Below are 24,266 nucleotides of genomic sequence, written 5' to 3'. Positions count from 1 at the left end.
GCCCGGGCCGGCCGGCACGTGCGGCAGGGCCGGAGGACCCTGCCCGGGCTGCTCGTCCGGGCGCTGGACTGGCCCGGTGACCACCCGCACCGTCCCGGCCCGGCGCACGGTCGACCCCACGGAGCCCCGGGCCGGTGCGGGCAGGCCGCGCCCGGTGCGGCTGCCGACCGACCTCGTCCGGACGGCCCTCGGCCTCCTCGTCCTCGGAGCCGGCGTCCTCGTCGCCCAGCGCGGCCGTCTGTCACTCCTCGAACGGGACGTCTTCCGGCTGCTCAACGACCTCCCGGCCGGCGTCCTGCCGGCCGTCTGGGTCGTCATGCAACTGGGCAACGTCCTCGCCGTCCCGGCCCTGGCCCTGGCGGCCGTCCTGCTCCGCCGCTTCCGCGCGGCGCGCGACCTCCTGGTGTCCGGCCTGGCCGCCTACCTGGCCGCCGACCTGGTCAAGTCGCTCGTCGGCCGGGAGCGGCCCGCAGGCCTGCCGGTCGGCGCGGTGCTGCACGAGGGCACCGTGGGTGGCCTGGGCTTCGTCTCCGGACACTCGGCGGTGGCCGCGGCGCTGGCGACCGCCGCCGCCCCGTACCTGACCCGGCGGGGACGCCGGATCGCCTGGGCGCTGGCGTGGTCGGTCGCGCTCGCCCGTGTGTACGTGGGCGCCCACCTGCCCCTCGACGTGGTCGGCGGCGTGGCCCTGGGCTGGGCGATCGGCTCGCTGGTGCACTGGGTCTCCGGGGTGCCGGCGCGCGAGGTGGCGCCTGGCCGGGTCGAGGCGACGCTGCGGCGGTTCGGGTTGCCGGTCACCGGCGTGGTCCCGGCGTCGGTACGGGCGCGCAGCTCGCATCCGTTCGAGGCCGTCGGTGAGGACGGGCGCCGGCTGTACGTGAAGTACCTCGAGCCCGACCGGCACGAGCGGGACCGGCTGCACCGGCTGTGGCGGGCCTTCGCCGTCGGCGACGTCAAGGACGCCGACGCCCTCGCGCCGCTGGGACACCAGGCCGAACACGAGGCCGTGGCCGCCCTGACCGTCGAGCGGCGCGGGGTGCGGGTGCCGTCGGTGCTGCTGGCACGGGGTGGCGACGGGGACGCCGTCGTCGTGCAGGAGTACGTCGAGGGACGGCCGCTCGACGAGCTGGACCCGTCGGCGTGGACGCCCGGCCTCCTGCGCGAGGTGTGGGAACAGGTCGCCCGGATGCACGCCGCGCGGGTGGCACACCGGGACCTGGTGGCCTCCAGCGTCCTGGTGGACGCGAGCGGCCGTCCCTGCCTGGTCGACTTCGGCAACGCCCGGACCGGCGCCACCGACGACGAGGTGGCCGTCGACGTCGCCGAGCTGCTGACGTCACTGGCAGCCGCGCCAGGAGTCCCCTCCGACGCGACCGAGCTGGTGGCGGCGGCGGTCGACGTCCTCGGGGCGGCGGCCGTGTCGGCGGCGCTCCCCTCCCTGACGCCGCCGGCGCTGTCGGCGGAGACCCGACGGCGGCTGCGCGCCGACCCGTCCCGCCTGGGCGCCGTGCGGGCCGCGGCGTACACCCGGCTGGACCTGCCCGACCCGGGCCGTCCGGTGTCCCCGCCCACGCCTCCGGTCGCCCGGGCGCTCGTGGGCGTCGGCTGCCTCCTGGCACTGGCGGGGCCGGCGGTCGTCGCCGGCCCGATCGCCACCGCCGGCGGTCTCGCGCCGCAGGGATGGCGCTGGCTGGGTGGCGCCGCGCTGCTGGCGGCCGGAGCAGCCCTGGCCCGGGCGGCCGCCGTCCGGTACGCCGCCGAGCGGCGGGTCTCGGTCGGTCGCGCCCTCGTCGTCACGCTGGGAGCCCGGCACGCGGGCCTGGGCCACGGCCGGGACGGCGAGCGGATCGCCCGGGCCCGGCTGCTGGAACGGGCCGGGCTGGTGCCGCCGGCCGCATCGGCGGCGACGGTCCGCACGGCGCTCGCGGGTCTCGCCGGGGCCGCCGCGGTGACGGTTGCTGCGCTGGCCCTCGCCGTCGTCGAGGGCTCCGTCCCCTCGTGGCGGTCCCCGACGGGCGTCCTGACCGCCGCGGCCGCCGGCGCGGTCGCCTGGGCGCTCGTGGGCGCGGGGCAGCTGGCGGCTCGTCGTCCCGGAGCGGGAGCCGCCCCGCCGCTCCCGGCCCGCCCCGGAGTGCCGAGGCGCGACCGGGTATCCCTGCTGGGCTGGTCGGTCGTCGCCACGGCGTCGGAGGCCGCCGTCCTCACCTGCGCGGTGCAGGCGGTCGGCGGGGGGATCCCCACACTCGCCCTCGTGGCGGGCTACGCCGCCCTCCGGTCGCTGTGGGCCGCGCTGCCCGTCTCCGGCGTGCCCGGCGGGCCCGAGGCGTCGCTCGTCCTGTTCCTCGGGGTCCTGGGGACGGCGGCCCCCGCGGCGTGCGCCGCGGTCGTCGTCACCCGCTTCCTGACCACCTGGCTGCCGGCGGCCGCAGGCCTGCTCGCGGACCGGTGGACCCGTCCCACGGCCGTGACGGGCCGACGTGACCCAGCCCGGTCCGAGTCGTCCTGACCGTCCCGGTGGCCGCGTGCCGGCCCGTGGTCGAACCCCGGAGGGCGCAAGCCCTTCCCGGACGGGACCAACGGCACGGGCGCGGGAGTCGTCGGCGTCGTCGACTGGACCCATGGTCACCGAGCGCGTTCCCGTGCTCGACGTCCCCGCCCGGGTGCCTCCTCGGAGCCGGGTGCGCCGGCTGCTGACCGGGCCGGTGGGGGGCACCGTCCTGACGGTGGGTGTGGTGGTCGCGGTCTTCGCGGGGCTGCTGCCGCGGTTGGCCGACTACGCCGATGCCTGGGGACTGGTGCGGGCGCTGACGCGCACCGAGACGGTCCTCGTGCTGGTGGTGGCCCTGGTCAACCTGTTCACCTACGGCCCGGTGTGGATGGCGGCCCTGCCCGGACTGACCCTCGGTCGTGCCGTGATGGCCGACCAGGCCTCCACCGCCGTCTCGAACACCGTGCCGGCGGGCTTCGCGCTCGGCGTCGGGGTGAACGCGGCGATGTTCTCGTCCTTCGGGCTGTCCCCGACCGCCATCGCCCGGGCCGTCGCGCTCACCGGCGTGTGGAACAACCTCGTCAAGCTGGGCACGCCTGCGCTCGCCCTGGCCGGCGTGGCAGTGGTCGCGGACGTACCGCGCGGGCTCGAGCTGGCGGCTGGGCTGGGGTCCGTCCTGCTCCTGCTGGCGGCCGGGTGCCTGGTCGCGGTGGTGACGCACGGGACCGCGGCGGCCCTCCTGGCGGCCACCGGCGAGCGGGCCGTCGGCGCCCTCGCCCGCGTCGCCGGGCGATCGGCCCCCACCGGCTGGGTCGCGCGCGCCGAACGCTTCCGGCTCGACTCGCTCGAGCTGCTGCGACACCGCTGGGTCCGCCTGACCGTGGCCACGGTGGTCAGCCACGCGGCGCTGTTCCTGCTGCTGCTCACCTGCCTGCGCACGGTGGCCGGCGCGGGGGTCCCCTGGCTGACCGTGCTGGCGGTCTTCTCGATCACGCGACTGGTGACCGCGATCCCCGTCACGCCCGGCGCGCTGGGGGTGGCCGAGTTGAGCTACGTGGCCGGCCTGACCGCGGTCGGGGCCGACCCTGCGGCCGCGGCAGGCGCGGTGCTGGTGTTCCGGCTGCTGACGTGGCTGCTGCCGATCCCGTGCGGCATCGTCACCTGGGTGGCCTGGCGCCACGGTGTGGGCCGGGCCGGCGCGGCGCCCCGTCCGTGAGGGGCCCCGTCGTCCGCAGGCCGGGCGACGCCGTCGTCCTGGTGCTCGCCACCGCCGCGACCGCGGTGTGCAGCGTGGCGGTGTCCTCGGGACGGGTGGGCGCGGTCGAGGCAGCGGTCTTCCGGTGGGTCAACGGCTGGCCGTCGTCCTGGGCGCCGGTGCTGTGGGCCCTCCAACTGGGAGGCGTCCTCGGCATGCCGCTGCTGGTGGCCGTGCCGGCCTCGCTGCTGCGGCGGTGGCGGCTGGTTCTGTCCCTGTGCGCTCTCGTCCCGCTGAAGCTGCTCCTGCACGGCGAGCTGGTCAAGGCGCTGGTGCAGCGCAGCCGGCCCGGCAGCACCATCCCGGGGGCCGTGCTCCGGGACGTGCCCTCGGCCGGGATCGCCTACCCGTCCGGTCACGCGGTCGTCGCCTTCGGCGTCGCGGTCCTGCTCTGGCCGTACCTGCGTGGCCGCTGGCGGACGGGAGTGCTGCTGCTCGCCTCGCTCAACGCGGTGGCCCGGGTCTACCTGGGGGCGCACGCGCCCCTGGACGTCATCGGGGGTGCGGCCCTCGGGGTCGCACTCGCGATGGCCCTGCGCCTGACGCTCGGCGTCCCCCGCTCCCACCGGGAGGAGCCCACGCCGACGGGCCCCGGGACCCCCCGTCGCGGAGGAGGACCCGGGGCCCGCCCGTGAGGTCACGCGGGGTGCGGGACCGCCACGGCCACCGGGACGGCGTCGGCCGCGGCCCGCTGCGTGGGCTGCGGGTGCACGACCATGACCGGGCAGGGTGCGTGCACGGCGCCGTGCAGCGCCACCGAGCCCAGGACCATGCCGGCCACCCGGCTGTGACTGCGGCTGCCGACGACGAGGAGTGCGGCCCCGTCGGCCCGCTGGACGAGGACCTCCCCCGGAGCTCCCCCGACCACGTGCACCTCGGCGTCCGCTCCGGCGCCAAGCACCTCGGAGACGATGGCCGTCACGCGGGCGCGGGCCTGCTCCTCGGTCTCGGACAGGGGCGGGGCGGTGACCGCGTACAGGTCACTCCAGTAGGCCTCCGGCTGGTAGGCCGCGACGACCTCGAGCCGTGCTCCGAGACGTGCGGCCTCCTCCGACGCGCGGGACAACGCGGCCCGCGACATGGGCGAGTCGTCCACGCCGACGACCACCCGCAGCGGGGGTTCGACGGTCCCCGGGTGGACCACGACGACGGGGCAGGGGGCGTGGGCCACGCAGTGCAGGGCCACCGAGCCCAGGAGGGTGCTGCGGACGCCGCCACGGCCACGGCTGCCGACCACCAGGAGGTCCGCTCCCTCGGCCCGCGCGACGAGGTGCTCGAGCGGTGCGCCGCCGGCGACGACGATGTCGGCGCGGACGTTCGCGGTGCCGGGCACGGCGGTCACGGCCGGGTCCTGCCGGACCTCCGCGACCAGGGCCCGGACACGCTCCTCGGTGTCCTGCCGGATCGCGTCCAGCCGCCCGGTGTCGAGCAGGTAGGGGTCCATCCAGTAGAAGTCGACCGGATAGGCGCTGACCACCTCGACCGAGCCGCCGGCGCGGGCGGCGGCGCCCAGGGCCCAGCCGAGTGCGGCGCGCGCCCCGGGGGACCCGTCGACGCCCACGACCACCCGTCCGGTTCCCGGGGACCGTGCCTCCGCCTGCATGCTGCTCACCGCGCACCTCCGCTCCCGCCCGATCGTCCGCCGGGCCTGTACCGACCCTCCGCCGTTCCGCCAGGACCGGACGCGGGCGCACGTCCCCGTCCTCCGGGGACCTTCGTCACCGCACCGGTGGCGAGGACCATCGGCACCGTCCGGCCCCGACGACGGCCCCTGCCCGCCGAGGCGCGCCCGGTCGAGGCTGGTGGCATGACCGGAGTGCTGCCGAGGTCCCGGCGATCCGTCCGACCAGGCGACCGCGAGCGGCACCCCGCCCGGGAGGCCCCCGCCGGGCCCACCGCCGCCGATCTCGCCCGGGAGGTGCGGGACGTCGTGGCCGACCTGCCGCGCTTCCTGACCGCTCCTCTGGTGCGCCCCTGGCGCCTCCGTTGGGGTGCCACGGCCGCGGAGGTGGCCGCGGCGATGCCCGGTGACGACCTGGTGGCCCGCGCTCGGTACCGCTGTACCCGTGCGATCACCATCGCGGCACCACCGGCGGAGGTGTGGCCCTGGCTGGTGCAGGTCGGGTGCCGGCGCGCCGGCTGGTACGCCGACGACCTGCTCGACCACCTGGGCCACCCGAGCGCCCGCGAGGTGGTCCCGGAACTCCAGGACGTCCGTGTCGGGACCTGGCTGCCGATGGCGCCGACGCCCAGCGAGGGAACGGCCTTCGTCGTCTCCTCGCTCGACGCGCCGCGGGAGATGCTGTGGCGGACGCCGACGAGCACGTGGGCCTGGCGGCTCGTCCCGCTGGGAGGCGACCGCACCCGGCTGGTGACCCGGCTGCGGGCCCGGTTCGACCTGCGGCACCCGGCGGGCCTGCTCGGAGTCCTGCTCCTCGAGCTCGGGGACTTCCCGATGATGCGGCGGATGCTGCGCGGCATCCGCGAGCGGGCCGAGACGGAGCACCGCCGACGGGTCCCGCCCGCGGTGCATCCCCGCCGGCTCGCGGCCATCCGCACGGTGCACACCGCAGCCTGGGCCTCCATCGAGTCCTGCGTCGGTTACCTGCTGTGGTCCGGGATGACCGGCCGCAGCGACCGGCGCGCCGCGGCGGCCGCCGCCGTCGTCGTCGGCGCGGGTGCCTGGTCTTCGCCGCGGACGGCTTCCGCTGTCCGCTCACCGGGCTCGCCGAGGCCGCCGGGGCCACCAGTGGCGCGGTCACCGACATCTACCTCCCGCGCTGGTTCGCGCGGAACCTGCCGGCCGTCCACGTCCCGCTGCTGGGGCTGATCGGCTGGTTGCACTGGCGGCAGCTGCGTGGGCGTCCGTGAGCGGGCTCCGGATCAGGGCGCGGTCGACCCTCTGAGCCCGACCGTGGTGACGCAGTCCGTCCGTACGGCTCGGTCGACGACGGCCCGCAGCAGCCACCGGACGGTGAACTCCTCCGTGGCGGTGGTCGGTGCGGGCAGGGGGTCCGGCGCGCGGAGGCGGAACGGCCACCGCAGCGACTCCCCCGCCGTGAGCCGGATCGGCCCGGACAGGGAGACGGTGGCGACGACGGTGACCGCCGAGCGCTCGTCCTCCACCTGCTCGGCCGCCCGGGCCGGGACGTGCTCGTCGAGGACGAGCTCGACGCGGACGCCCCGGGCTGCGAGTCCCTCGCGTGCCGTCGCGGTCACGGTGCCGAGGATCTCGGTGCCCGGACGGACCGTCCTGCCCGGGAGGTCCGCGAACGACAGGACGACGGGACCCTGGGCATTGACGTCCTCCGGAGCAGCCTCGTCCGCTGCCGCTCCCGGAGCGGAGGCGAGGACCCGGACGGGCGCTGCGCCCTCGCCTCCGGGACCGGCGGCGCCGCGCACCCAGGCGAGCACCGAGTAGTCCCGCTGCACGAGGTGGCCCGCGATCGTCGCCTCCCCGGGTGGCACGGCGAGCCGGCAGCATCCCGCGGGGTCGAGGTCGGCCCGCGCGACCACCGCCGTGTCCCGGTCGGCCACGGCGCTCACGGCGCCGGCCCACTGGCGCCGCGTGTGCGTGACGGCGGTGTCCCGCACCAGTTCCACCACGCCGCCGGCGATCGGACCGGCGCCAGCACACCGGACGGTCACCTGGAACGGCTCGCCGGCCACCACCGCCGCGGGGAGATCGACCGTCACGGGCGCGGAGCGCCGCCAGAGGCGTGTCACGGCGTCGCGCCCGGGGCCCGGGCTGCTCCGTCCGGGACGGGCACCGCCCGCGCATCCTCGGTACGGGCCTCGGCGCGCTCCCGGATGCCGTGGAGCATCCTCCAGGTCATGACCAGCGTGACCGGTTCCATCACCCGGCCGGCGAGGCGCGCCCCGACGTGCGGGGTGGTCGTGGTCCGGGAGCGGGCCAGGAGCCGGCAGCGTCCCGCATCGGCCTGCAGCACGTGGAAGGACCAGACGCCGTTCCAGGGGTGTTCCGGCGGCGACTGGCGCAGGACGAGCGCCCGCGGTGGTTCCGCCTCGGCGACCCGGAAGGCGTAGCCGTCCGGCAGCGGCCCCCATCCCCCTGGGACGACGACCACCCGGTCGCCGACGGCCAGGTGCTGCCACTCCTCGCGGATCTCGTCGGTGGTGTGGATGTCGAGGCCGATGAGGTTCTCCAGCCAGTCGTAGCTGTACATCCCGCCGCGGCCCTGGCCCATCTGGACCAGCCAGGCCCAGGTCGCCTCCGCGGAGGCGGCCACGGTCACCGCGAGGGTCGTCTGCTCCGCGGGCTCGGGGACGAGGTCGTCACCGGGGAGGACGCGGGTGATCTCGTCCGCCGTCGCGCCCCAGTTCCGGCGACGGTGCAAGGCCTCGAGTCCGGCGATCCCGGCCGCAGCTGTGAGGGCCAGCCGTCCCGGCACGCTGCTCACCGCCCGGGGAGGACGTCGTGCTCGAGCGTGACCAGGGCCATCTCGCCGTACGGGTACTCGCCCTCGGGCAGGTGCCAGAGGGCCACGCCACCGGTCACCCGGGGCCTGCCGTCGACGACGGTCCACCCGTCGACCCGGGTGCTCCACGGCGCCCGTACCGGCCCGCCGGGCAGGTCGGCCCAGCGGTCGTCGGTCCGGACGTCACGCGGCAGGTCGTCGTCGTCGAGGAGCACCCGCGCGCAGACGGTGCGGCCGGCGTCGGTGACCGAGACCTCGAACGCGTCGTGGCCGCGCCCCTCCCAGCGGGTGCGGGGATGGAGCAGCATGCCCGGTGCCAGCAGCACGGCGTCGTCCAGCCAGGTCACCAGTTCCCCGGCGTCGAACCGGGGTCCGGAGCCGTCAGCGACGGTCACCAGGCCGAGGGCCTTGCCGAGCATCCGCCCGGCACCCGCGCGGTAGGTGTCCCAGCCCCACATCGGGATCGCACCGCCGACGAGCAGGCGCATGCGGTAGTAGCGCGCGATCTCCTCGGCGCTGTTGTACTGCCAGGCGTCGCAGGGCATCCAGGGGCGGTCGGCGCCGAGGCGGAAGCGTCCGTTCCAGTGGGCCTGCAGTGACCAGGTCCGCGGCCGGCCCGGGACGCCCATGGCCCGCAGGTACCGGGCGGCGGCGGACGGCAGGCCGGCGAGGTCCTCCTCGCCGACCGGCTCGGCGCGGAACGGCCCCGTGGGCAGGCCGGCCGTGCCCAGTCGTCGGGTGAAGGCGGACGGGGGCCGTGTCGTCTTCACGGGCCGTTCGTGCGTCGAGGCGGTCATCCGTTCCCCCGGGGCTCGAGTGGTGCGGCCGGTGGTCCCGGCCGCCGTCACCCTGTGGCGACGGATCCGACGCTAGGTGCGCCCGATGGGCTCCGAGGACAGCCGGAAGGCACCGGCGGCGGGGGCAGGAGGCCCCCGGTCGAGGGACCGTTCCCGGGACCTCCGGCCCACCCGCCGGGACCACTGGCCGTGGTCGCGGGACTCCCGTCCTGGAACCGTCCGCGCCACGTGCGGGGCAGGGCGCGGAACCCAGCGGAGACGTGAGCAGTTGCCCCGGTGGCGACACCGTTCCGGGCCGGCCCGGGACATGGACCCTCGAGGAGGAGTGGACACAGTGACCGACGTGAGCGAGAGCGTGACCATCGACGGCGGCATCCTGGTCGGGCACGACGGCTCGGCCGGCGCGCAGGAGGCGCTCGTGTGGGCCGGCGGGCTGGCCGCCCGGACCGGACGTCCCCTGCACGTGGTGCGGGCGTGGAGTCTCACCTCCGCCCCACGGCCGTCGACGTGGGAGCCGGGCTACGTGCCGCCGATGGAGGACTTCGAGCGTGCCGTCCACGAGGAGGTCGAGCGCTGCGTCGCCGCCGCGGGGCTCGACCCGGCGGTCGACGTGCACACGCACGTGGTGCACGGCTCGCCGGCCAGCGCCCTGGTGCACGCCGCCGCGGGCGCGGACCTGCTCGTCGTGGGGGCACGCGGGCGTGGCGGCTTCGCCGGTCTGGTGCTGGGGTCCACCAGCGACCAAGTGGTCCACCACGCCCCGTGCCCCGTGACGGTGGTCCGCACCGGCACCGGACGCTCGGCCGACTGACCCCCGGGCCGCCGTCGCACGCGGGGGTCCGCGTCGGCCGCGAGTGACCTCGCAGCGGGCCACGACAGGTGTGCCCGTGTGAGAGCGACGGGAGGCAGCCGGCGGCGGCATCGCGGACCCGTGCTCCTCCCGCACCAGGTCCCCCGGGTGACGACGGGGGACCTAGTGCGCGCGCTGCTGCCGACCTCAGTCGAAGGTGAGGACGTCGGACACGGGGCGGCGGTTGGTCGAGGGACTGCGGTCCTCGCTCGGGTAACCCAGCCGCAGCAGCATCTGGGGGTGGCCGATCAGGGACAACCGTGAGCGCAGCTGGGCGCGCGTGGCCGGCCAGTCCAGGGCCTGCGTCAGCGGCGAGGCGACCAGCCCGGAGCTGGTGGCCTCGAGCAGCACGCGGCCCAGCGCCCGTCCCGCGGTGACCCAGTCCCGCCGGTCGTCACCGTCGGTGCCCAGGAGCACGACGGCGGGGCGCTCCACCGGGGGCGGCGGCGCGTCGGGATCGAGCCCGCGGTGGCTCCCCGCCGGCCTCGAGCCCACGACGAAGTCCCGGATCAGCCAGTTGGACGGCCGGACGGCGGGGTCCTCCGCGGGCACCGCGGCGACCGGGATGCCGTCGGCGGCGGCGGGATCGGTGCGCATCCACTGCTGGAGCTCCTCGAGGTACTCGGGCTCGCGCTGCTCGATCTCCTCGGCCCGGGAGACGAGGAAGGTCGCCGTGACCTCCTCGTCCTCCCCGGCGATCGCCTTGGACCAGACGCGGAGCTCCCCCGCCGTGTCCTGGATCCGGTCGAGCACCTCGCTCGGCACGGCCCGGGGCAGGAACGGTGCCCGTTCGGTGTGCCGGGCGTCGATGGCCGCCGCCAGTTCCTCCGCGCGGGTGTCGACGGCCTGTCGCCCGGTGACCGTCAGGGTGGCGAGCAGGTCGGGGTCGGCCGGATCGGGCAAGACCTCGACGTCGACCGTGGAACCGAGAGCGCGTAGCGCGACGACGGCGAACTCCACGGCGACGCCGCAGGAGACGATCCGCTGCCGGCCGCTGCGGTCGAGGGCGTGGAGGGCCCGCGCCGGGTCGGTCCGCACCTGCAGGCTGTCGCCGGAGGCGGTGAACCGCCACGGCTGCGTGTTGTGGATCGACGGCGCCCGGGTGGCCGCGCCCACGATCCGGGTCCACTGCTGCTGCTCCACGCTCTCATCCCCTCGACGTCGTGCTGACGGTCGTCCGGTGCCCACCCTGCCCCCACCGCACCCACAGGACCGCGAAGACCGGGAGCAGTGCCCCGACGAGGGCCGCGGTCAGCTCGGGCACACCGAGCGCCCGGGTCCCCAGCAGCTGCTGCAGCGGCGGCGCGTACACGGCAGCGGCCAGCAGCGCCGCGCTGCCCGCGACCGCCAGCGGTAGGGCGGACCCGCCGCGGCCGGCCGCCCAGGCACCCGGCGGCCGCAGTGCCAGGGCCACGGCGAGCTGGCCGGCGGTGAGGGTGACGAACAGCTGTGTCTGCCAGGCTCCGTCCTCGGCTCTGGCCACGAGGGCCACCAGCAGGCAGGCGACGGCCATGGCCGCGCCCACGGCGAGGACCTGGGTGGTCATGGCGCGGTCGACGACGCCGGCCGAGGGACGGCGCGGGGCGCGGTCGAGGACGTCCGGCGCCGCCGGCTCGCTGCCCATGGCCACGCCGACGGGCCCGTGGGTGAGCAGGTTGACCCAGAGGATCTGGGCCGGCAGCAGCGGCAGCCCCAGCCCGAGGAAGGGACCCAGCAGCATGACCAGCACCTCGGCCAGGCCGCCCGCCAGGCCGTAGCCGACGAAGCGGCGCACGTTGTCGTACACGCGGCGGCCCTCGGCGACGGCTGCGGTGACGGTGGCCAGGCTGTCGTCGGCGAGGACGAGATCGGCGGCCTGCTTGGCCACCTCGGTGCCCCGCTGCCCCATCGCCACGCCGATGTCGGCCGCCCGCAGGGCGGGCGCGTCGTTGACGCCGTCGCCGGTCATGGCGACGACCTGCCCCTCGGCCTGCCGGGCGGTGACGTACCGCAGCTTGCCCTCGGGCTCGACGCGGGCGAGCACCGATGTCTCCACCGGGTGGTCGTCGTCGACCAGCCCGACGGACCGGGCGACGGCCTCCGCCGTGCCGGCGTGGTCACCGGTGACCAGCACCAGGCGGATGCCGGCCCGGTGGCAGGAGGCGATCGCCGCGGCGGCCTCGGGCCGGATCGGGTCGGCCAGGGCCACCAGCCCGAGGGGGACACCGTCCCGGGCGACGGCGAGCAGCCGGGCGCCGTCGGCCGCCCAGGCTGCAGCCACCTCTTCGGCCGGCCCCGCGCCCGGCAGGCCGGGCAGGACCGCCTCGGGTGCCCCCTTGGTGACCGTGGACGTCCCCGCCCCGGGCGCACGGTGCACCGTGGTCATGCGTCGGGTGACCGCGTCGAAGGGTTCCTCGGCCGTCCGCGGCCAGGCGGCGCGGACGGCGGCGACGTCGATCCCGACGGCCGCGGCGGCCCGGACGAGCGAGGTCTCGGTGTCCGCCGTCCCGGCCGCGCCTGCGGCGCCGCCTCCGGACGGATCGGCGTCGTTGCACAGGACGGCCGCCTCGAGCAGCGCCCGGACCGAGGGCGGGACGTCCGGATCGGTCAGCCGCACGGCACCGTCGGCGGGCGTCCACGCCCGCTCGGCGACCATCGCCCCGGCGGTGAGGGTCCCGGTCTTGTCGGTGGCCAGCAGGGTGACCGAGCCCAGCGTCTCGACGGCGGGCAGCGAGCGCACCACCGCGCCGCGTCGGCTCATCCGGGCGGCTCCTCCGGCCAGGGCCAGGGTCACCACGGCCGGGAGGGACTCCGGCACGGCAGCGACCGCGAGGGCGACCGCGGCGACGACCGTGGTCTCCCACGGCTGGCCGCGGAGCAGGCCCGAGGCCACGAACAGCACGCCGGCGACGGCGACCGCGAGCGCGATCTGCCGCCCCAGCCGCGCCAGCCGCCGCTGCAGGGGCGTCATCGGGGACCGCCGCTCCACCAGCGCGGCGACCCGGCCGACCGCGCTGGCCGCCCCGGTGCCGACGACGACGGCCACCCCGGTGCCGCGGACGACGGTGGTGCCCGCGTGCACCATGCCCGACCGCTCGGCCAGCGGCGCGCCCGCCGGCGAGATGGTGTCCGCGTCCCGGTGCACCGGCAACGACTCCCCGGTCAGGGGGGACTCGTCGACCTGCAGCCCGGTGCCACTCAGCAGACGCGCGTCGGCACCTACGACGTCACCTGCGGTCAGGCGCAGCACGTCTCCGCGGACGAGGTCTCGGGTGGGTACCCAGACGTCGCGCCCTCCGCGCACCACCCGGGCCGAGGGCGCGACGAGGTCCGACAGGGCGGCCACGGCCCGCAGCGCTCTCCGCTCCTGCACGACGCCGAGGGTCGTGTTGACGACGACCACCAGCCCGATGACCGCGGTGTCGACGAGGTCACCGGTCGCCGTCGTGAGGACCGCGGCGGCGAGCAGGACCAGCACCAGGGTGTCCCGCAGCTGCCCCAGCACGGAGCGGAGCAGGGAGACCGGCGGATCGGTGCTGACCGCGTTCGGGCCGTCGGCGAGCAGCCGGGTCGCCGCTTCCGCGTCGTCCAGGCCGGTGGCGAGGTCCGTACCGGCCCGGACGGCGACCTCGGCCACCGGCAGCGTCCACGGAGCCGGGCCGGCCCCGTCGTCCGGGCCGGGCACCGCCACGTGCGTGAGGCCACCCAGCAGCCGGACCGCGCCACGGCCGGTCACGGCGGCCATGGTGAGCGCCATGGCCAGGCCGCCGGCGGCGCCGATCGCCGCGACCAGCGCAGGCGCCTGGCCCGGCTGCCACAGCGGGGTGGTGAGGGCGGTGAAGACGGCGAGTCCGGCCAGCCACGCGGTCGCCGTCCAGGCGATCCACCGCCCGGCCCGGGGGACGTGACGGCGCAGCACCGTCCACTGGGCCCAGCCGATGGAGGCGAGCAGGACCGCGGCGGCAGGGACCGCGAGCGCCACCTGGGCGACCACCGGCCAGTCGAGCACCCCGGCGGCCCACGTGCTCGGTGCCGTCCCGATGGCCCAGGCGACCACCGCGGCTCCCGCGGTGCGCAGGATCCAGTCCCTCCGCGAGAAGCCGGCGACCTCCCGCGCCAGAACGGTGGCCTGGGCCGTCCCGAGCAGTGCTCCCTCGGCTGCACCCGCCGCGAGCAGCACCGCCGGACCGGACGCACCGGGCAGGTCCGCCGCTCCCGCCAGCACGGCCAGGACGGGGACCAGGAAGCCCGCGGCCTCCCCTGCCGTGACGACCACCAGCCAGCGACGCCACAGCGACGCTCGGGGCCGGGAGCCGGACGGCCCGGGGCGGGCGGCCGCCGGCGCGGACAACGTGGAGGTGCTCACCTCCCGAGCGTCCGTGCGCGCCCCGCAGGGACCGTAGGGCCGGAGGTCCCGCGCTGCGGGCAGCACGTCCCTCCGGCTCACGTCATCCCGGCGAGGAGACGGCGCTTGGCGGAGAGCAACACCACGGACCCGGTCCTGCGCCGTCCGACCCTCCGGCCCTGGTCGCCGGGTCCTCCGCCCGTGGGCCCGACGCGCTCCGGTCGCGAGCATCGAAGGGGACAGCAGACCGAGACAGAAGGTGGTGAGTGGGCATGACCCGCGCCCTGGTGGTGTACGAGTCCGTCTTCGGCGACGCCCGGTCGATCGCACAGGCCGTCGCCGAGGGGTTGTCCGGCACCGTGCCCGCCGACGTGGTCGCGGCGGCGGAGGCGCCCGCGGACATCGGCCCGGACGTCGTCCTCCTCGTCGTCGGGGGCCCCAACCACGCGTTCGGGATGCCCAGCCCGTCCACCCGTCAGGGCGCCGTCGACCAGCACGGAGCGGACATCCGCGACATCCGGACGGGTCTGCACGAGTGGCTGGAGACCGTCCACGTGTCGGCTCCCCGCCTGCCGGCGGCGGCGTTCGACACGCGGAGCGGCGAGCACCGCCTCATCGCCCGGATGGACCACGCCGCCCGCACCGAGGAGACACTGCTCCGCAGGACGGGGGCGCACCTCGTCGCGCCCGCCGAGCACTTCTCCGTCGCCGGCACCAAGGGACCGCTGGTCGAGGGAGAGCAGGACCGGGCACGGGAGTGGGGACGGCTCCTCGCCGGGCGCGTGTCCGGCGCGGCCGCTGCCGGCTGATCGGCGCCGTCCCCGGCCAGGCGCACCGCCGGGCATCGGCCGGCGGACGACGCCCACACGGGCGCCCCCGGCCGTCGGTCAGAGGTAGGCGCGGTCGTCGACCCCCCAGGGCAGCTGCCCCGGGACGATCCGGCGGCCGCTGACCGCCTGCGGGATGATGCGCACCCAGCTCCCACGCTCGCCGGGCGCCCAGGGCTCGACGCCGACCGCGTGGGTGCGTGCGACGAGGTCGGCCCGGTGCTCCGGCCCGACCTCCTCCGCGAGACCGCGCACCAGGACGCTCCACCCGCTCCGGCTGTGCCGGTCGAGATCGTCGACCTCGAAGGCGACGTTGGCGTGGTCGGCGGCGGACAGGATCGTCCCCGGACGGGTGCGGATGACGATCGTCCGGCCGTCCAGCCCGTAGTTCACCGGGATGACCAGCGGCTGGTGCCCGACGACCATGCCGAGACGACCGACCTCGTGTCCGGCCAGCAGCTCGTAGCACTCGTCCACGGGGATCACGTCCAGGGCGCCTGCCTCGCTCGTCATGCGAGCCATCCTGGCCCCAGCTCCCGGGGGTCACACAGCCGGACGTCCCCCTGGCGCCCCACCTCGGGGCGGTGCCCACGACCCGGCACGACGGACGTCACCGCTGGGGAACGGCGGGGCTGCGCGGACGGCGTCCGGCAGTGAGGATCCGTCCAGCGAGCCGGTCGATGACCGGCTCCTCGTCGACTCACCCGCCGGCAGGGCGGGACGGCCCGGCCGGACCGCGGGAGGTACCCGCCGGCTCCAGGACCACGAGCGGGTCCTCCGGCGCGACGGTCACCCGGGGGAAGGCCACCCGGTAGGCGGCGACGGCGTCCTGCCGGCCGGGCTGGCCGTCCCGGAGCAGGCGGGCGCTGCAGGACAGCTCCCGCCCGTCCCGCCGGACGGTGACCTGCCGCGGTCCGCCGTCCAGGTTCCGCCACCACGTCTTGCCGGCTGCTCTGCCCACCAGGACCACGAACTCGTCGCCCGCGGGCGCCGCCATCACCGGCACCTCGCGGCGCCGCCCGGTGCGCCGGCCGGTGTAGCCGAGCACGGCGAGGTCGCGGCCGAGCAGGCGGTGGGCCCGGCTCCGGGACAGCGACCGCACGACCGGGTTGACCAGTCGGTTGCGCACCTCGACGCCCATCTCAGCCGAGCAGACGCTCGAGCGCGGTCGCCGCGAGCAGCCGGGCCCACCACGGCCGCCGGGCGGGTGTCGCCGGCCGAGTCCGGCGCCAGCCCCTGCCGGCCGGACGCAGGGACACCGTCCCGCTCTTGAGGCTCACCCAGCCGCCCGGCCCCATGGTGACGCGGGCGCGGGCCGCCGACGGACGCCCGGCCAGCCGGGAGGCCACGGCGACGGCGCCCAGCACGACCTCCGCCGTCGTCACCACCCGGGTGACGTCGACGACGGGGTGCCAGCGCACGCGTCCGTCGCGGACCTCGAAGGCGCCCAGCGGCCGTGTGCCCGCCATCGCGGCGGTGGGGCCGCGCCCCGTGTCCCCGTCTCCAGCGCTCGCGGTGTGGCTGGTCGAGGACATCGCGGTGATCACGGTGGTCCCGTCCTGCTCCACGGGCGGGTCGAAGGCCCTGCCGTCCAGATCGCGCGCCGTCTGCCTGGTCATCGGTCCTCCCCTGTCTGCGGTCGGTCCGACCGTGTCACCCGGGACGCGGAGGTCTCCCGTGCCGGAGGTCCCGGCGTCCGGGACCTCCGGCACCGGGAGGTCACCGCCGGACGGCGCGCAGACGGAGCAGCGACAGGAACGCGGAGACCAGTCCCACCACCGCGCCGACCACGCCGAGCCACAGGACGATCCGCGCGACGAGCGCCCAGCCCGGGTCGAGGTCGAAGGGGAACACCTGCAGGGTGCGGAGGGTCGCGGCCAGGCCGAAGGCCGTGGTCATCAGGGTCCCCGCAGGCTGGGTCGCACCACGGGGCCGCACCAGCTGGACCAGCCCGACCAGGATGCCCGCGACGAGGAGCGCGTCGATGGCGGGCAGCACCCGGGTCGTGTCGTCGGTGAGGAAGGGGACGGCCTGCCATCCCGGCCAGCCGTGGCTCAGCAGGAGGAGCACCCCGTCGGCCACGACCGCGAAGGCGGCGGCGCTCCGGCCGGCAGTCGTCGACGGTCGCTGCGTGCGCGTGTCGGTCATGTCCGCATCGTGGGGACGCCCGTGCCGTCCGCGAAGGGGCCGAAGGTCGCCGTCCACCCGGGACGTCCGGACGCCGCGGCACCGTCCGCCGCACCGCGACGCTGGGGTTGCCCGCCGTCCGGCGGCATCCCGACGGGCCCCGGAGACCACCATGCGCACCGACGACCAGCACGCCCTCCGGGCCTCTCCTCCGGACGACCCTCGGCACCGAGCCCGGCGGCGGGCGTTGACCGACCACCTGGTGGTCTTCGTCGCCGTCACGACGACCCTGTGGCTCGGCTGGCTGGTGGTCGCACCGGCACTCGGCGCCTGGTCCCCCTGGCCGCTGGCCCCGACGGTCGGCTGGGGCAGCGTCCTGGCCCTCCACGCGCGGTGGGCATCGTCCCCGCCGTGCCGGCCCGCCGACGGAGGCCGGATCGCGCGGCAGCCCGGGGGTGCGGTGCGGCAGCGGTGACGACGACCGTGCCAACCCCCTGCTCGTGTGGGCCATGGGCGTCGAGCTCCTCCTGCTCACCGTGGTGCTCGTCGTCCCCCGGTGGCCGGCCTGCTGGGACAGGCCCTGCCGACGGTCCTCGGACTGGGCATCGCCGTCCTGGCTGCGCCTGCCGTGCTTCCCGCCGACGCCGCCCACAAGGGTGCGGCGGCCGCCGCGCGCCTGCGACGGCCTCGTCCGTGAGTCCCTGCCGCCCCGGCCGGCTCCAGTGGCCGGGCCGGCGCCCGGGCTCAGAGGACGTGGCACGCACCCGGACGAGCCGGGTCAACGGTCCTGGTCCGCACGGGCAGCACGGGTCCGGACGTCGACCAGGCGGGTGAGCACGGGACCCGCGACGGCCAGGACGAGGACGTAGCCGGTCGCGAGGGGGCCCAGCTCGGTGATCCCGGCCGCGACGGCGAGGCCCGCGATGACGACGGAGAACTCACCGCGGGCGACGAGGACCGTGCCGGCCCGGAGCCGCCCCGGCGCGGCGACGCCGTCGCGCCGGGCGGCGAACCACCCGGTGGCCACCTTGGTGCCGGCACTGACCGCTGCCAGAGCGAGCACGGCGGGCAGTACCGGCAGCAACGCGGCCGGGTCCGTGGCCAGCCCGAAGGCCACGAAGAAGGTGGCCGCGAACAGGTCCCGCAACGGCCCGAGGACCGACCGCGCCCGCTGGGCGAAGGAGGCCGGTAGCGCCAGCCCGACGAGGAAGGCACCCACCGCGGCCGACACCCCCACCGCCTGGGCCAGCCCGGCGACCAGCAGCGCCAGGCCCACCAGCCGTAAGAGCACCTGCTCGTCGTCCTCCGAGGCCAACATCCGGCCGAGCCTGTGCCCCTGCCGCTGAGCTGCGAGCAGCGCCAGGACCAGCACGCCTCCCGCCAGGGCGATACCCCCGACGGCCGCCATCGGTCCCCCACCGGCGAGCGTGACGACGAGCAGCGGGAGGAACAGCGCCATCGCCAGGTCCTCGAGCACGAGGACCGACAAGACCGCGGGCGTCTCCCGGTTGGCCAGCCGACCCAGGTCGCCGAGCAGTCGCGCGACGATGCCGGAGGAGGAGATCCAGGTGACTCCCGCCAGGGCCAGGGCGCCCTGCCACGGCAGCCCGAGCAGCAACCCCGCCACGAGACCCGGCGTCGCGTTGAGCACCAGGTCCACCAGGCCCGAGGGCCCGTGGTGGCGCAGCGAGGTGAACAACTCGTCGGCGGAGAACTCGAGGCCCAGGGCGAGCAGCAGGAGGACCACGCCGATCTCCGCCGCCACCTCGATGAACGGTTGCGCCGCCGTCAGGGGTACGAGGCCGCCCTCGCCGACGGCGAGTGCAGCGACCAACACGAAGGGCACGGAGGACAGGCCCAGCCGCCGCGCCAGGATGCCGAGCAGCGACAGACCCAGGAACAGCAGGCCGAGTTCGAGCAGCAGGACGGCGACATGGTCCACCGCCGTGGCCCTAGGCGGTTCCGCGCAGACGCCGCTGCAGCCGGTCCAGTCCGGCGTCCGCGCCGATGGCGACCAGAACGTCGCCGGCCTGGAGCAGGTCGGCCGGTCCCGGGGACGGGACGACGTCGGCACCGCGGACGATGGCGACGATCGAGCAGCCGGTGAGCGTGCGCGCCCTCGTCTCCCCGAGCGGTGCGCCGGCGAACGGTGATCCGTCCTCGACGGTGAACCGGCCCGAGCGCAGCCCGGGGACCTCGCGCGACAGGTCGGCGAAGCGCTGGGTCAGCCGCGGCGCGCCCAGCAGCTCCGCGACCGCGTCGACCTCCTCCGGATCGAGCCGGAGGACGCTGCGTGCACGATCAGGGTCCCGCCTGTCGTAGACGGCGATCTCGGCCGAGCCCTCCCTGCCGACGACGATGCCGATCACCTCGCCGGCGCGCGTCCGCAACTCGTAGCGGACGCCCACTCCCGGGAGCAGGGTCTCCTCGAGGTCCACGTCGGCATGCTCCCAGAGCAGCAGCGGACCTGCGGTCGACCGTGGCCTGCCCGGCGGTCACCTCGCGACGGCGTTGCGGCCACGCCCTAGCGTGGCGCCATGTCGACCGAGCCCGTGACGACGGAGCCCGTGCCCTGGTCCGCCGGGGCGTGGACCGCCCCGCCGGTCGCCGTGTCGGAAGAGGGGTCGGAAGAGGGAACGGCCCTGCTCGTCACCGCGGCCGAGGGCAGCGACGCCTGGCGGCACACCTCCTACGGCTTCGTGCACGACGACGCGCACGCGCTGCTCGCGCACCTGCCCGACCCGGGCGCCGTCGAGGTCTCCTTCGACGCGGACTTCGGCGAGCAGTTCGACCAGGCGGGGCTCGTGCTGCGGGCGGGCGCGGAGACGTGGCTCAAGGCCGGCGTCGAGGTCTCCGACGGCGCGCTCCAGGCCGGCGCCGTCGTCACCCTGGGCCGGTCCGACTGGTCGGTGGCGCCGGTGCCGGAGTGGGCCGGGCGCCGGGTGACCGTCCGCGCGAGCCGTGCGGGGGACGCGGTGACCGTGCGCGCGCGGGTCGACGACGAGCCGTTCCGCCTGCTCCGCGTCGCGCCCTTCCCGGAGGGCGTGCCGGTCGCGGCGGGCCCCTACTGCTGCGCGCCGACGCGGGCCGGCCTGGTCGTCCGCTTCCGCCGGTGGGCCACCGGCCCGGCCGACGCCGCCCTCCACTGACGCCGGCCCGAGGGGCCGCCCGCGGAGGTCCTCCGGGACCCGTCCGTGCAGGTCAGGGCAGCCTCAGCTTGCTGGCGGGCGTCCGCGGGAGGTGTCACGCTGAGGCCATGACGACGATGCAGGAACTGCCCCAGGTCCAGGACTGTTCGGTCTCGAGCTGCTCCTACAACGCGGAGTCGAGCTGCCACGCCGGTGCCATCACAATCGGCGGCGACCACGCGCACTGCGGCACCTTCGTGGAGATCTCCTTCCGGGGCGGCCTCGACCGCACCGGCCTCGTCGGCGCGTGCCACCGCGCCGACTGCAAGCACAACCAGCAGCTCGAGTGCTCGGCCCCCGGCGTGCGCGTCGGCGCCGGCGCCGACGCCGCCGACTGCCTGACCTACGAGGCCAGGTAGTCCAGAGCGCTGCCCGGGCCCTCCACGGGCTCGAGCGACAGACCGCCGTCGGCGCCGGACCGCAGCGCGCCGTCGGCGAAGGAGAGCGCGGCCACCGGGTCGGCGTCGTCCACCAGGACGGCCCGCCCGGGGCCCGCGACGCCGCGCAGCGCGCTGAGCACGCTGCGCCGGTCGGCGGCGGACAGCCCGTCGGTGAGGCGGTCGACCAGGACGATCGCGGCGCGTCCGTCGCGGGCCTCCGCCACGGACGCCAGCCGCGGGGCGACGCCCTCGTCCCGCGACGACGACAGCCGCTGCACGCCGACGGAGCCGTGCCCGCCGGCGCAGCGCCCCGTGCCCTCGTCGAGTGCCCCCATGACGTGCCGGCGGGCGCGCTCGGCACCCATCAGCACGGTCACCTGACCGAGCGGCAGTCGCAGCCCCACGGACCCTCCCCGGGATCGAGATAGGCGAGCCTAACCTTCCCGGGTCGCAGGCGTCCAGGAGAGCCGCGGCGGCCGACCCGCCCGCGGGCGCGCAGGATGACCCGGTGCGCGCGGTGGTGAGCAGGGTGGCCTCGGCCTCGGTGACCGTCGACGGCGCCGTCGTCGGGGAGATCGGCGCGGGCCTGCTGGCGCTCGTCGGCGCAGGCCGGGACGACGACGCGGCCCGCGCGCGGGCACTGGCGCGGAAGGTCTCCGAGTTGCGGGTGTTCCCCACCGGCGACGGCGAGCGCTCGGCCGGCGACCTCGGGCTGCCCGTGCTCATGGTGAGCCAGTTCACGCTCTACGCCGACACGCGCAAGGGGCGCCGCCCGTCGTGGCAGGACGCCGCGCCCGGCGAGGTCGCGGAGCCGCTGGTCGAGGAGGTCGTCGCGGAGCTGCGGCGGCGCGGACACGCCGTCGCGACCGGGGTCTTCGGGGCCCGGATGCTCGTGTCGTCGGTCAACGAGGGCCCGATGACCTTGCTGCTGGAGGTCTGATCCGGCGACCGGCCGGGTACGGATGGTGACCGAACACACGGCCTGTGGGTTCGCTGTGAACCGGGGGCCTGTGGAACACCAGGCCCCGTGGCGACCGTTGAACGGGGCGTAACACAACGGACCACAACGGACGAACAGCGGGTTCCCGCCCGGACAGCGGGGGCCCACCCCCCAGACGCGGGTGCCGCCGCCGGCCACGAGGGCCGCCGGATGCATCCGAACCACAGGCAAGGACGAAGACATCCCGTGACGCTCCTCCAGTCTTCCCCCAGTGACGCCCTCGAGGTCCGCTCGCCGCGCCGCGAGCCGGACACCAGTGGCCTGGTGTCGACCGACCTGGTGCGCGTGTACCTCAACACCATCGGCAAGACCGCCCTGCTGACCGCCGAGCAGGAGGTCGAACTCGCCAAGCGGATCGAGGCCGGCCTCTACGCCGAGCGGCTGCTCACCGAGCGGCAGCTCACCCCGGCCCTGCAGCGCGACTACAAGGCCCTGGCCGTCGACGGCAAGGCGGCCAAGCGGCACCTGCTCGAGGCCAACCTGCGCCTGGTCGTCTCGGTGGCCAAGCGCTACACCGGCCACGGCATGACGTTCCTGGACCTCATCCAGGAGGGCAACGTCGGCCTCATCCGCGCGGTCGAGAAGTTCGACTACACCAAGGGCTTCAAGTTCTCGACCTACGCGACGTGGTGGATCCGCCAGGCCATCACCCGCGCGATGGCCGACTCCGGCCGCACCATCCGGCTGCCCGTGCACCTGGCCGAGCAGGTCAACAAGGTCGTGCGGACCCGCCGGCGGGTGCACCAGGAGCTCGAGCGGGAGCCCACCGCCGAGGAGCTCGGCCTCGAGCTCGACATGACGCCCGAGCGGGTCACCGAGCTGCTCGAGTACAGCCGCGACCTGGTCTCCCTCGACCAGACCGTCGGTGCCGACGAGGAGTCCCGCCTCGGTGACTTCATCGAGGACGCCGACGCCGCGGTGGCCGAGGACGCGGTGGCCTTCCAGATGATGAAGGGCGACGTGCGCACCGTCCTCTCCACGCTGGAGGACCGCGAGCGCGACGTGGTCGTGCTGCGCTTCGGCCTCGACGGCGGCCAGCCCCGCACGCTCGAGCAGATCGGCAAGCAGTTCGGCCTGTCCCGCGAGCGGGTCCGCCAGATCGAGCGCGAGACGATGGCCAAGCTGCGCGACCCGCAGCGCGCCGACGCCCTGCGCGACTACCTGGCCTGAGCGACACCATAGAGAGCCGACTCCCCACGCGGGGAGCCGGCTCTCGGCGTTGACAGGGCCGGGCGCCCGGGCCAGGCTGTTCCTCAACCGGACGGTTGAGGAGGCTGGTCATGGCGGACACGGCGGAGCGGTGGGCGAGGCTCGCGGACGATCTCGGCCGCAGGGTCGACGGCGTCCCGCCCGGCCGGTGGGACGACCCGGCGCCGTGCGAGGGCTGGGTGGCCCGCGACGTCGTCCGGCACCTCGTGGAGTGGATGCCCGCCCTGTACCTGCCCGCCGTCGGCCTGCCGGTGCCCGCGCTCCCCTCGGCCGACGACGACCCGGCCGGCGCCTGGCACGGAGCCGACGCCGCGATCCGGGCCCTGCTCGCCGACCCCGACCTCGCCGGGCGGCCCACCAGCACCCGCGCCGGGGAGATGACGCTCGAGGAGCTCATCGCGATGACGGGGCTCATGGACCTGCTGGTGCACACCTGGGACCTCGCCCGCGCGACCGGCCAGGACGAGACGGTCGACGCCGCGGAGGCCTCGGCGTTCCTCGCGGGCATCGAGCCGTGGGACGCCGCCCTGCGCAGCAGCGGGCACTACGGCCCGCGGGTGCCCGTGCCCGACGACGCCGACGATGCGACGAAGCTGCTCGCCTTCACGGGCCGCCAGCCCTGACGCCGCCCCCGACGCCAGGACGCCCGCGGCCGCACCGATGAGTTCCGGAGCCGGCGGCGGTCTGCCCGCCGTCGACCTCCGGGAGGAACAGTGAGCCAGCTGGTGCGGGTGCAGAACTTCACCGTCTCGCGGGACGGGTACGGCGCGGGCGAGGGCCAGAGCCTGGAGCGCCCGTTCGGGCACGCCGACCCCGGCGTGCTGATGTCCTGGGCGCTGGCCACCGCGAGCTTCTCGCTGCGCGGCGACGAGGGCGGCAGCCGTGGCCTGGACGACCACTTCATCCGCGACTTCTCGCACGGCATCGGCGCCGAGATCATGGGCCGCAACAAGTTCTCGCCGCACCGCGGCCCGTGGCCGGACCTCGAGTGGCAGGGCTGGTGGGGCGACGAGCCGCCCTTCCACACACCGGTGTTCGTGATGACCCGCCACGAGCGGCCGTCGTTCACGCTGTCGGACACGACGTTCCACTTCGTCGCCGGCGACCCGGCCACGGTGCTGGAGAAGGCGCGCGCGGCGGCGGGCGGCCTCGACGTCCGGCTCGGCGGCGGCGCCTCGGTGATCCGGCAGTTCCTCGACGCCGATCTCGTCGACACGATGCACGTCGCCGTCGCGCCGCTCGAGCTGGGCGCCGGCTCCCGGCTGTGGGCCTCCCCCGACGAGCTGCTCGACCGCTTCCACCGCGACGTCGTGCCGAGCCCGAGCGGCGTCGTCCACCACCTGTTCTGGCGGAGGTGACCCCCGGGACCTCAGCCGGCCGGA

General features: G+C 76.3%; 26 protein-coding genes. 13 read left to right on the top strand and 13 right to left on the bottom strand.

Translation table 11 applies throughout. The annotated features are described in order from the left end of the window. Positions 1-76: 76 nt before the first annotated feature. The 3 genes from WA616_RS21680 (at position 77) to WA616_RS21670 (ending at position 4,378) form a co-directional block, all read left to right on the top strand. Positions 77-2,506, top strand: a complete 2,430-nt coding sequence (locus WA616_RS21680) for a phosphatase PAP2 family protein (RefSeq protein ID WP_336033109.1) — start codon at positions 77-79, stop codon at positions 2,504-2,506. Positions 2,507-2,618: 112 nt separating this feature from the next. After that, a complete protein-coding gene (locus WA616_RS21675) occupies positions 2,619-3,704 on the top strand; it encodes a lysylphosphatidylglycerol synthase domain-containing protein (RefSeq protein ID WP_336033108.1) in 1,086 nt (361 codons plus the stop codon). After that, positions 3,701-4,378, top strand: a complete 678-nt coding sequence (locus WA616_RS21670) for a phosphatase PAP2 family protein (protein ID WP_336033106.1) — start codon at positions 3,701-3,703, stop codon at positions 4,376-4,378. The genes WA616_RS21675 and WA616_RS21670 overlap by 4 nt, the downstream gene beginning before the upstream one ends. Positions 4,379-4,380: 2 nt before the next feature. Here the strand turns inward: WA616_RS21670 and WA616_RS21665 are convergent, their stop codons facing one another. Further along, entirely contained in the window at positions 4,381-5,346 is a 966-nt protein-coding gene (locus tag WA616_RS21665) for a universal stress protein (RefSeq protein ID WP_336033261.1), read from the bottom strand. Between the two features lie 204 nt (positions 5,347-5,550). Here WA616_RS21665 and WA616_RS21660 point away from each other — a divergent pair, with 204 nt between their 5' ends. Further along, positions 5,551-6,573: a hypothetical protein gene (locus WA616_RS21660; protein WP_336033104.1), complete on the top strand. Its 1,023-nt coding sequence runs from the start codon at positions 5,551-5,553 to the stop codon at positions 6,571-6,573. Positions 6,574-6,626: 53 nt separating this feature from the next. Here WA616_RS21660 and WA616_RS21655 read toward each other — a convergent pair whose 3' ends face one another. Genes WA616_RS21655 through WA616_RS21645 form a run of 3 tightly spaced genes read right to left on the bottom strand, consistent with a single transcriptional unit; the run spans position 6,627 to position 8,952 of the window. Beyond that, a complete protein-coding gene (locus tag WA616_RS21655) occupies positions 6,627-7,439 on the bottom strand; it encodes a hypothetical protein (protein WP_336033102.1) in 813 nt (270 codons plus the stop codon). A 26-nt stretch (positions 7,440-7,465) separates the two neighbouring features. Beyond that, positions 7,466-8,101 (bottom strand): hypothetical protein, encoded by a 636-nt coding sequence (locus WA616_RS21650; RefSeq protein WP_336033101.1) that lies wholly within the window; start codon positions 8,099-8,101, stop codon positions 7,466-7,468. Positions 8,102-8,160: 59 nt separating this feature from the next. Then, positions 8,161-8,952 carry a DUF6544 family protein gene (locus WA616_RS21645; RefSeq protein ID WP_336033099.1) on the bottom strand — a complete coding sequence of 264 codons (792 nt, stop codon included), beginning with the start codon at positions 8,950-8,952 and terminating at the stop codon, positions 8,161-8,163. A 370-nt stretch (positions 8,953-9,322) separates the two neighbouring features. On the opposite strand from WA616_RS21645, the gene WA616_RS21640 reads away from it, so the two are divergent. Then, the gene (locus tag WA616_RS21640; protein WP_336033097.1) at positions 9,323-9,790 is read left to right on the top strand and encodes a universal stress protein; all 468 of its coding nucleotides are present in this window, start codon (positions 9,323-9,325) and stop codon (positions 9,788-9,790) included. A gap of 186 nt (positions 9,791-9,976) precedes the next feature. Here WA616_RS21640 and WA616_RS21635 read toward each other — a convergent pair whose 3' ends face one another. Together WA616_RS21635 and WA616_RS21630 are read right to left on the bottom strand one after the other, a co-directional pair. Continuing rightward, on the bottom strand, positions 9,977-10,972 hold the full coding sequence (locus tag WA616_RS21635; protein ID WP_336033095.1) for an Acg family FMN-binding oxidoreductase: 996 nt from the start codon (positions 10,970-10,972) through the stop codon (positions 9,977-9,979). Between the two features lie 4 nt (positions 10,973-10,976). Beyond that, positions 10,977-14,174, bottom strand: coding sequence for a cation-translocating P-type ATPase (locus WA616_RS21630; protein ID WP_336033094.1), 3,198 nt, complete (start codon positions 14,172-14,174; stop codon positions 10,977-10,979). A gap of 251 nt (positions 14,175-14,425) precedes the next feature. On the opposite strand from WA616_RS21630, the gene WA616_RS21625 reads away from it, so the two are divergent. After that, positions 14,426-14,962: a flavodoxin family protein gene (locus WA616_RS21625; RefSeq protein ID WP_336033093.1), complete on the top strand. Its 537-nt coding sequence runs from the start codon at positions 14,426-14,428 to the stop codon at positions 14,960-14,962. A 78-nt stretch (positions 14,963-15,040) separates the two neighbouring features. On the opposite strand, the gene WA616_RS21620 is transcribed toward WA616_RS21625, so the two are convergent. The 4 genes from WA616_RS21620 to WA616_RS21605 form a co-directional block, all read right to left on the bottom strand. Further along, a complete protein-coding gene (locus WA616_RS21620; RefSeq protein ID WP_336033091.1) occupies positions 15,041-15,493 on the bottom strand; it encodes a pyridoxamine 5'-phosphate oxidase family protein in 453 nt (150 codons plus the stop codon). A gap of 187 nt (positions 15,494-15,680) precedes the next feature. Next, positions 15,681-16,121: a nitroreductase/quinone reductase family protein gene (locus WA616_RS21615; RefSeq protein ID WP_336033089.1), complete on the bottom strand. Its 441-nt coding sequence runs from the start codon at positions 16,119-16,121 to the stop codon at positions 15,681-15,683. Between the two features lies 1 nt (position 16,122). After that, positions 16,123-16,599, bottom strand: coding sequence for a hypothetical protein (locus WA616_RS21610; protein ID WP_336033088.1), 477 nt, complete (start codon positions 16,597-16,599; stop codon positions 16,123-16,125). Between the two features lie 100 nt (positions 16,600-16,699). After that, a complete protein-coding gene (locus tag WA616_RS21605; protein ID WP_336033087.1) occupies positions 16,700-17,128 on the bottom strand; it encodes a hypothetical protein in 429 nt (142 codons plus the stop codon). 151 nt (positions 17,129-17,279) lie between these two features. Here WA616_RS21605 and WA616_RS21600 point away from each other — a divergent pair, with 151 nt between their 5' ends. Then, on the top strand, positions 17,280-17,582 hold the full coding sequence (locus WA616_RS21600; protein ID WP_336033086.1) for a 2TM domain-containing protein: 303 nt from the start codon (positions 17,280-17,282) through the stop codon (positions 17,580-17,582). A gap of 303 nt (positions 17,583-17,885) precedes the next feature. Here WA616_RS21600 and WA616_RS21595 read toward each other — a convergent pair whose 3' ends face one another. Continuing rightward, positions 17,886-19,049 (bottom strand): cation:proton antiporter, encoded by a 1,164-nt coding sequence (locus WA616_RS21595; protein ID WP_336033085.1) that lies wholly within the window; start codon positions 19,047-19,049, stop codon positions 17,886-17,888. A gap of 10 nt (positions 19,050-19,059) precedes the next feature. After that, the gene (locus WA616_RS21590; RefSeq protein WP_336033083.1) at positions 19,060-19,545 is read right to left on the bottom strand and encodes a cation:proton antiporter regulatory subunit; all 486 of its coding nucleotides are present in this window, start codon (positions 19,543-19,545) and stop codon (positions 19,060-19,062) included. Between the two features lie 99 nt (positions 19,546-19,644). Here WA616_RS21590 and WA616_RS21585 point away from each other — a divergent pair, with 99 nt between their 5' ends. Continuing rightward, entirely contained in the window at positions 19,645-20,256 is a 612-nt protein-coding gene (locus WA616_RS21585; RefSeq protein WP_336033082.1) for a DUF1349 domain-containing protein, read from the top strand. 107 nt (positions 20,257-20,363) lie between these two features. Beyond that, positions 20,364-20,654 (top strand): DUF1540 domain-containing protein, encoded by a 291-nt coding sequence (locus WA616_RS21580; RefSeq protein ID WP_073420374.1) that lies wholly within the window; start codon positions 20,364-20,366, stop codon positions 20,652-20,654. Here the strand turns inward: WA616_RS21580 and WA616_RS21575 are convergent. After that, on the bottom strand, positions 20,639-21,079 hold the full coding sequence (locus WA616_RS21575; protein WP_073420375.1) for a hypothetical protein: 441 nt from the start codon (positions 21,077-21,079) through the stop codon (positions 20,639-20,641). The two genes, WA616_RS21580 and WA616_RS21575, sit on opposite strands and share 16 nt — an antisense overlap. A 104-nt stretch (positions 21,080-21,183) precedes the next feature. Between WA616_RS21575 and dtd the strand changes: the two genes are divergently transcribed. The 4 genes from dtd (at position 21,184) to WA616_RS21555 (ending at position 24,242) form a co-directional block, all read left to right on the top strand. Then, positions 21,184-21,615, top strand: coding sequence for a D-aminoacyl-tRNA deacylase (gene dtd / locus WA616_RS21570; RefSeq protein ID WP_336033079.1), 432 nt, complete (start codon positions 21,184-21,186; stop codon positions 21,613-21,615). A 246-nt stretch (positions 21,616-21,861) separates the two neighbouring features. Next, entirely contained in the window at positions 21,862-22,845 is a 984-nt protein-coding gene (gene sigB, locus WA616_RS21565; RefSeq protein WP_336033078.1) for an RNA polymerase sigma factor SigB, read from the top strand. Between the two features lie 110 nt (positions 22,846-22,955). Beyond that, positions 22,956-23,507: a TIGR03086 family metal-binding protein gene (locus tag WA616_RS21560; protein ID WP_336033076.1), complete on the top strand. Its 552-nt coding sequence runs from the start codon at positions 22,956-22,958 to the stop codon at positions 23,505-23,507. Positions 23,508-23,597: 90 nt separating this feature from the next. Next, entirely contained in the window at positions 23,598-24,242 is a 645-nt protein-coding gene (locus WA616_RS21555) for a dihydrofolate reductase family protein (protein WP_336033074.1), read from the top strand. The last annotated feature ends 24 nt before the right edge of the window (positions 24,243-24,266 follow it).

The sequence above is a fragment of the Geodermatophilus sp. FMUSA9-8 genome (assembly GCF_037034165.1).
GTDB classification, from domain to species: domain Bacteria; phylum Actinomycetota; class Actinomycetes; order Mycobacteriales; family Geodermatophilaceae; genus Geodermatophilus; species Geodermatophilus nigrescens.
Note: the sequence above shows the minus strand (reverse complement) of the source record. Positions and strands in the feature narration are given on the sequence as shown.

Coding starts and splice junctions, on each gene's coding strand:
- WA616_RS21610 (WP_336033088.1), bottom strand. CDS start 16,599: ATGACCAGGCAGACGGCGCGCGATCTGGACGGCAGGGCCTTCGACCCG.
- WA616_RS21615 (WP_336033089.1), bottom strand. CDS start 16,121: ATGGGCGTCGAGGTGCGCAACCGACTGGTCAACCCGGTCGTGCGGTCG.
- WA616_RS21625 (WP_336033093.1), top strand. CDS start 14,426: ATGACCCGCGCCCTGGTGGTGTACGAGTCCGTCTTCGGCGACGCCCGG.
- WA616_RS21660 (WP_336033104.1), top strand. CDS start 5,551: ATGACCGGAGTGCTGCCGAGGTCCCGGCGATCCGTCCGACCAGGCGAC.
- WA616_RS21585 (WP_336033082.1), top strand. CDS start 19,645: ATGTCGACCGAGCCCGTGACGACGGAGCCCGTGCCCTGGTCCGCCGGG.
- WA616_RS21560 (WP_336033076.1), top strand. CDS start 22,956: ATGGCGGACACGGCGGAGCGGTGGGCGAGGCTCGCGGACGATCTCGGC.
- WA616_RS21620 (WP_336033091.1), bottom strand. CDS start 15,493: ATGACGAGCGAGGCAGGCGCCCTGGACGTGATCCCCGTGGACGAGTGC.
- WA616_RS21675 (WP_336033108.1), top strand. CDS start 2,619: ATGGTCACCGAGCGCGTTCCCGTGCTCGACGTCCCCGCCCGGGTGCCT.
- WA616_RS21600 (WP_336033086.1), top strand. CDS start 17,280: ATGCGCACCGACGACCAGCACGCCCTCCGGGCCTCTCCTCCGGACGAC.
- WA616_RS21605 (WP_336033087.1), bottom strand. CDS start 17,128: ATGACCGACACGCGCACGCAGCGACCGTCGACGACTGCCGGCCGGAGC.
- WA616_RS21580 (WP_073420374.1), top strand. CDS start 20,364: ATGACGACGATGCAGGAACTGCCCCAGGTCCAGGACTGTTCGGTCTCG.
- WA616_RS21665 (WP_336033261.1), bottom strand. CDS start 5,346: ATGCAGGCGGAGGCACGGTCCCCGGGAACCGGACGGGTGGTCGTGGGC.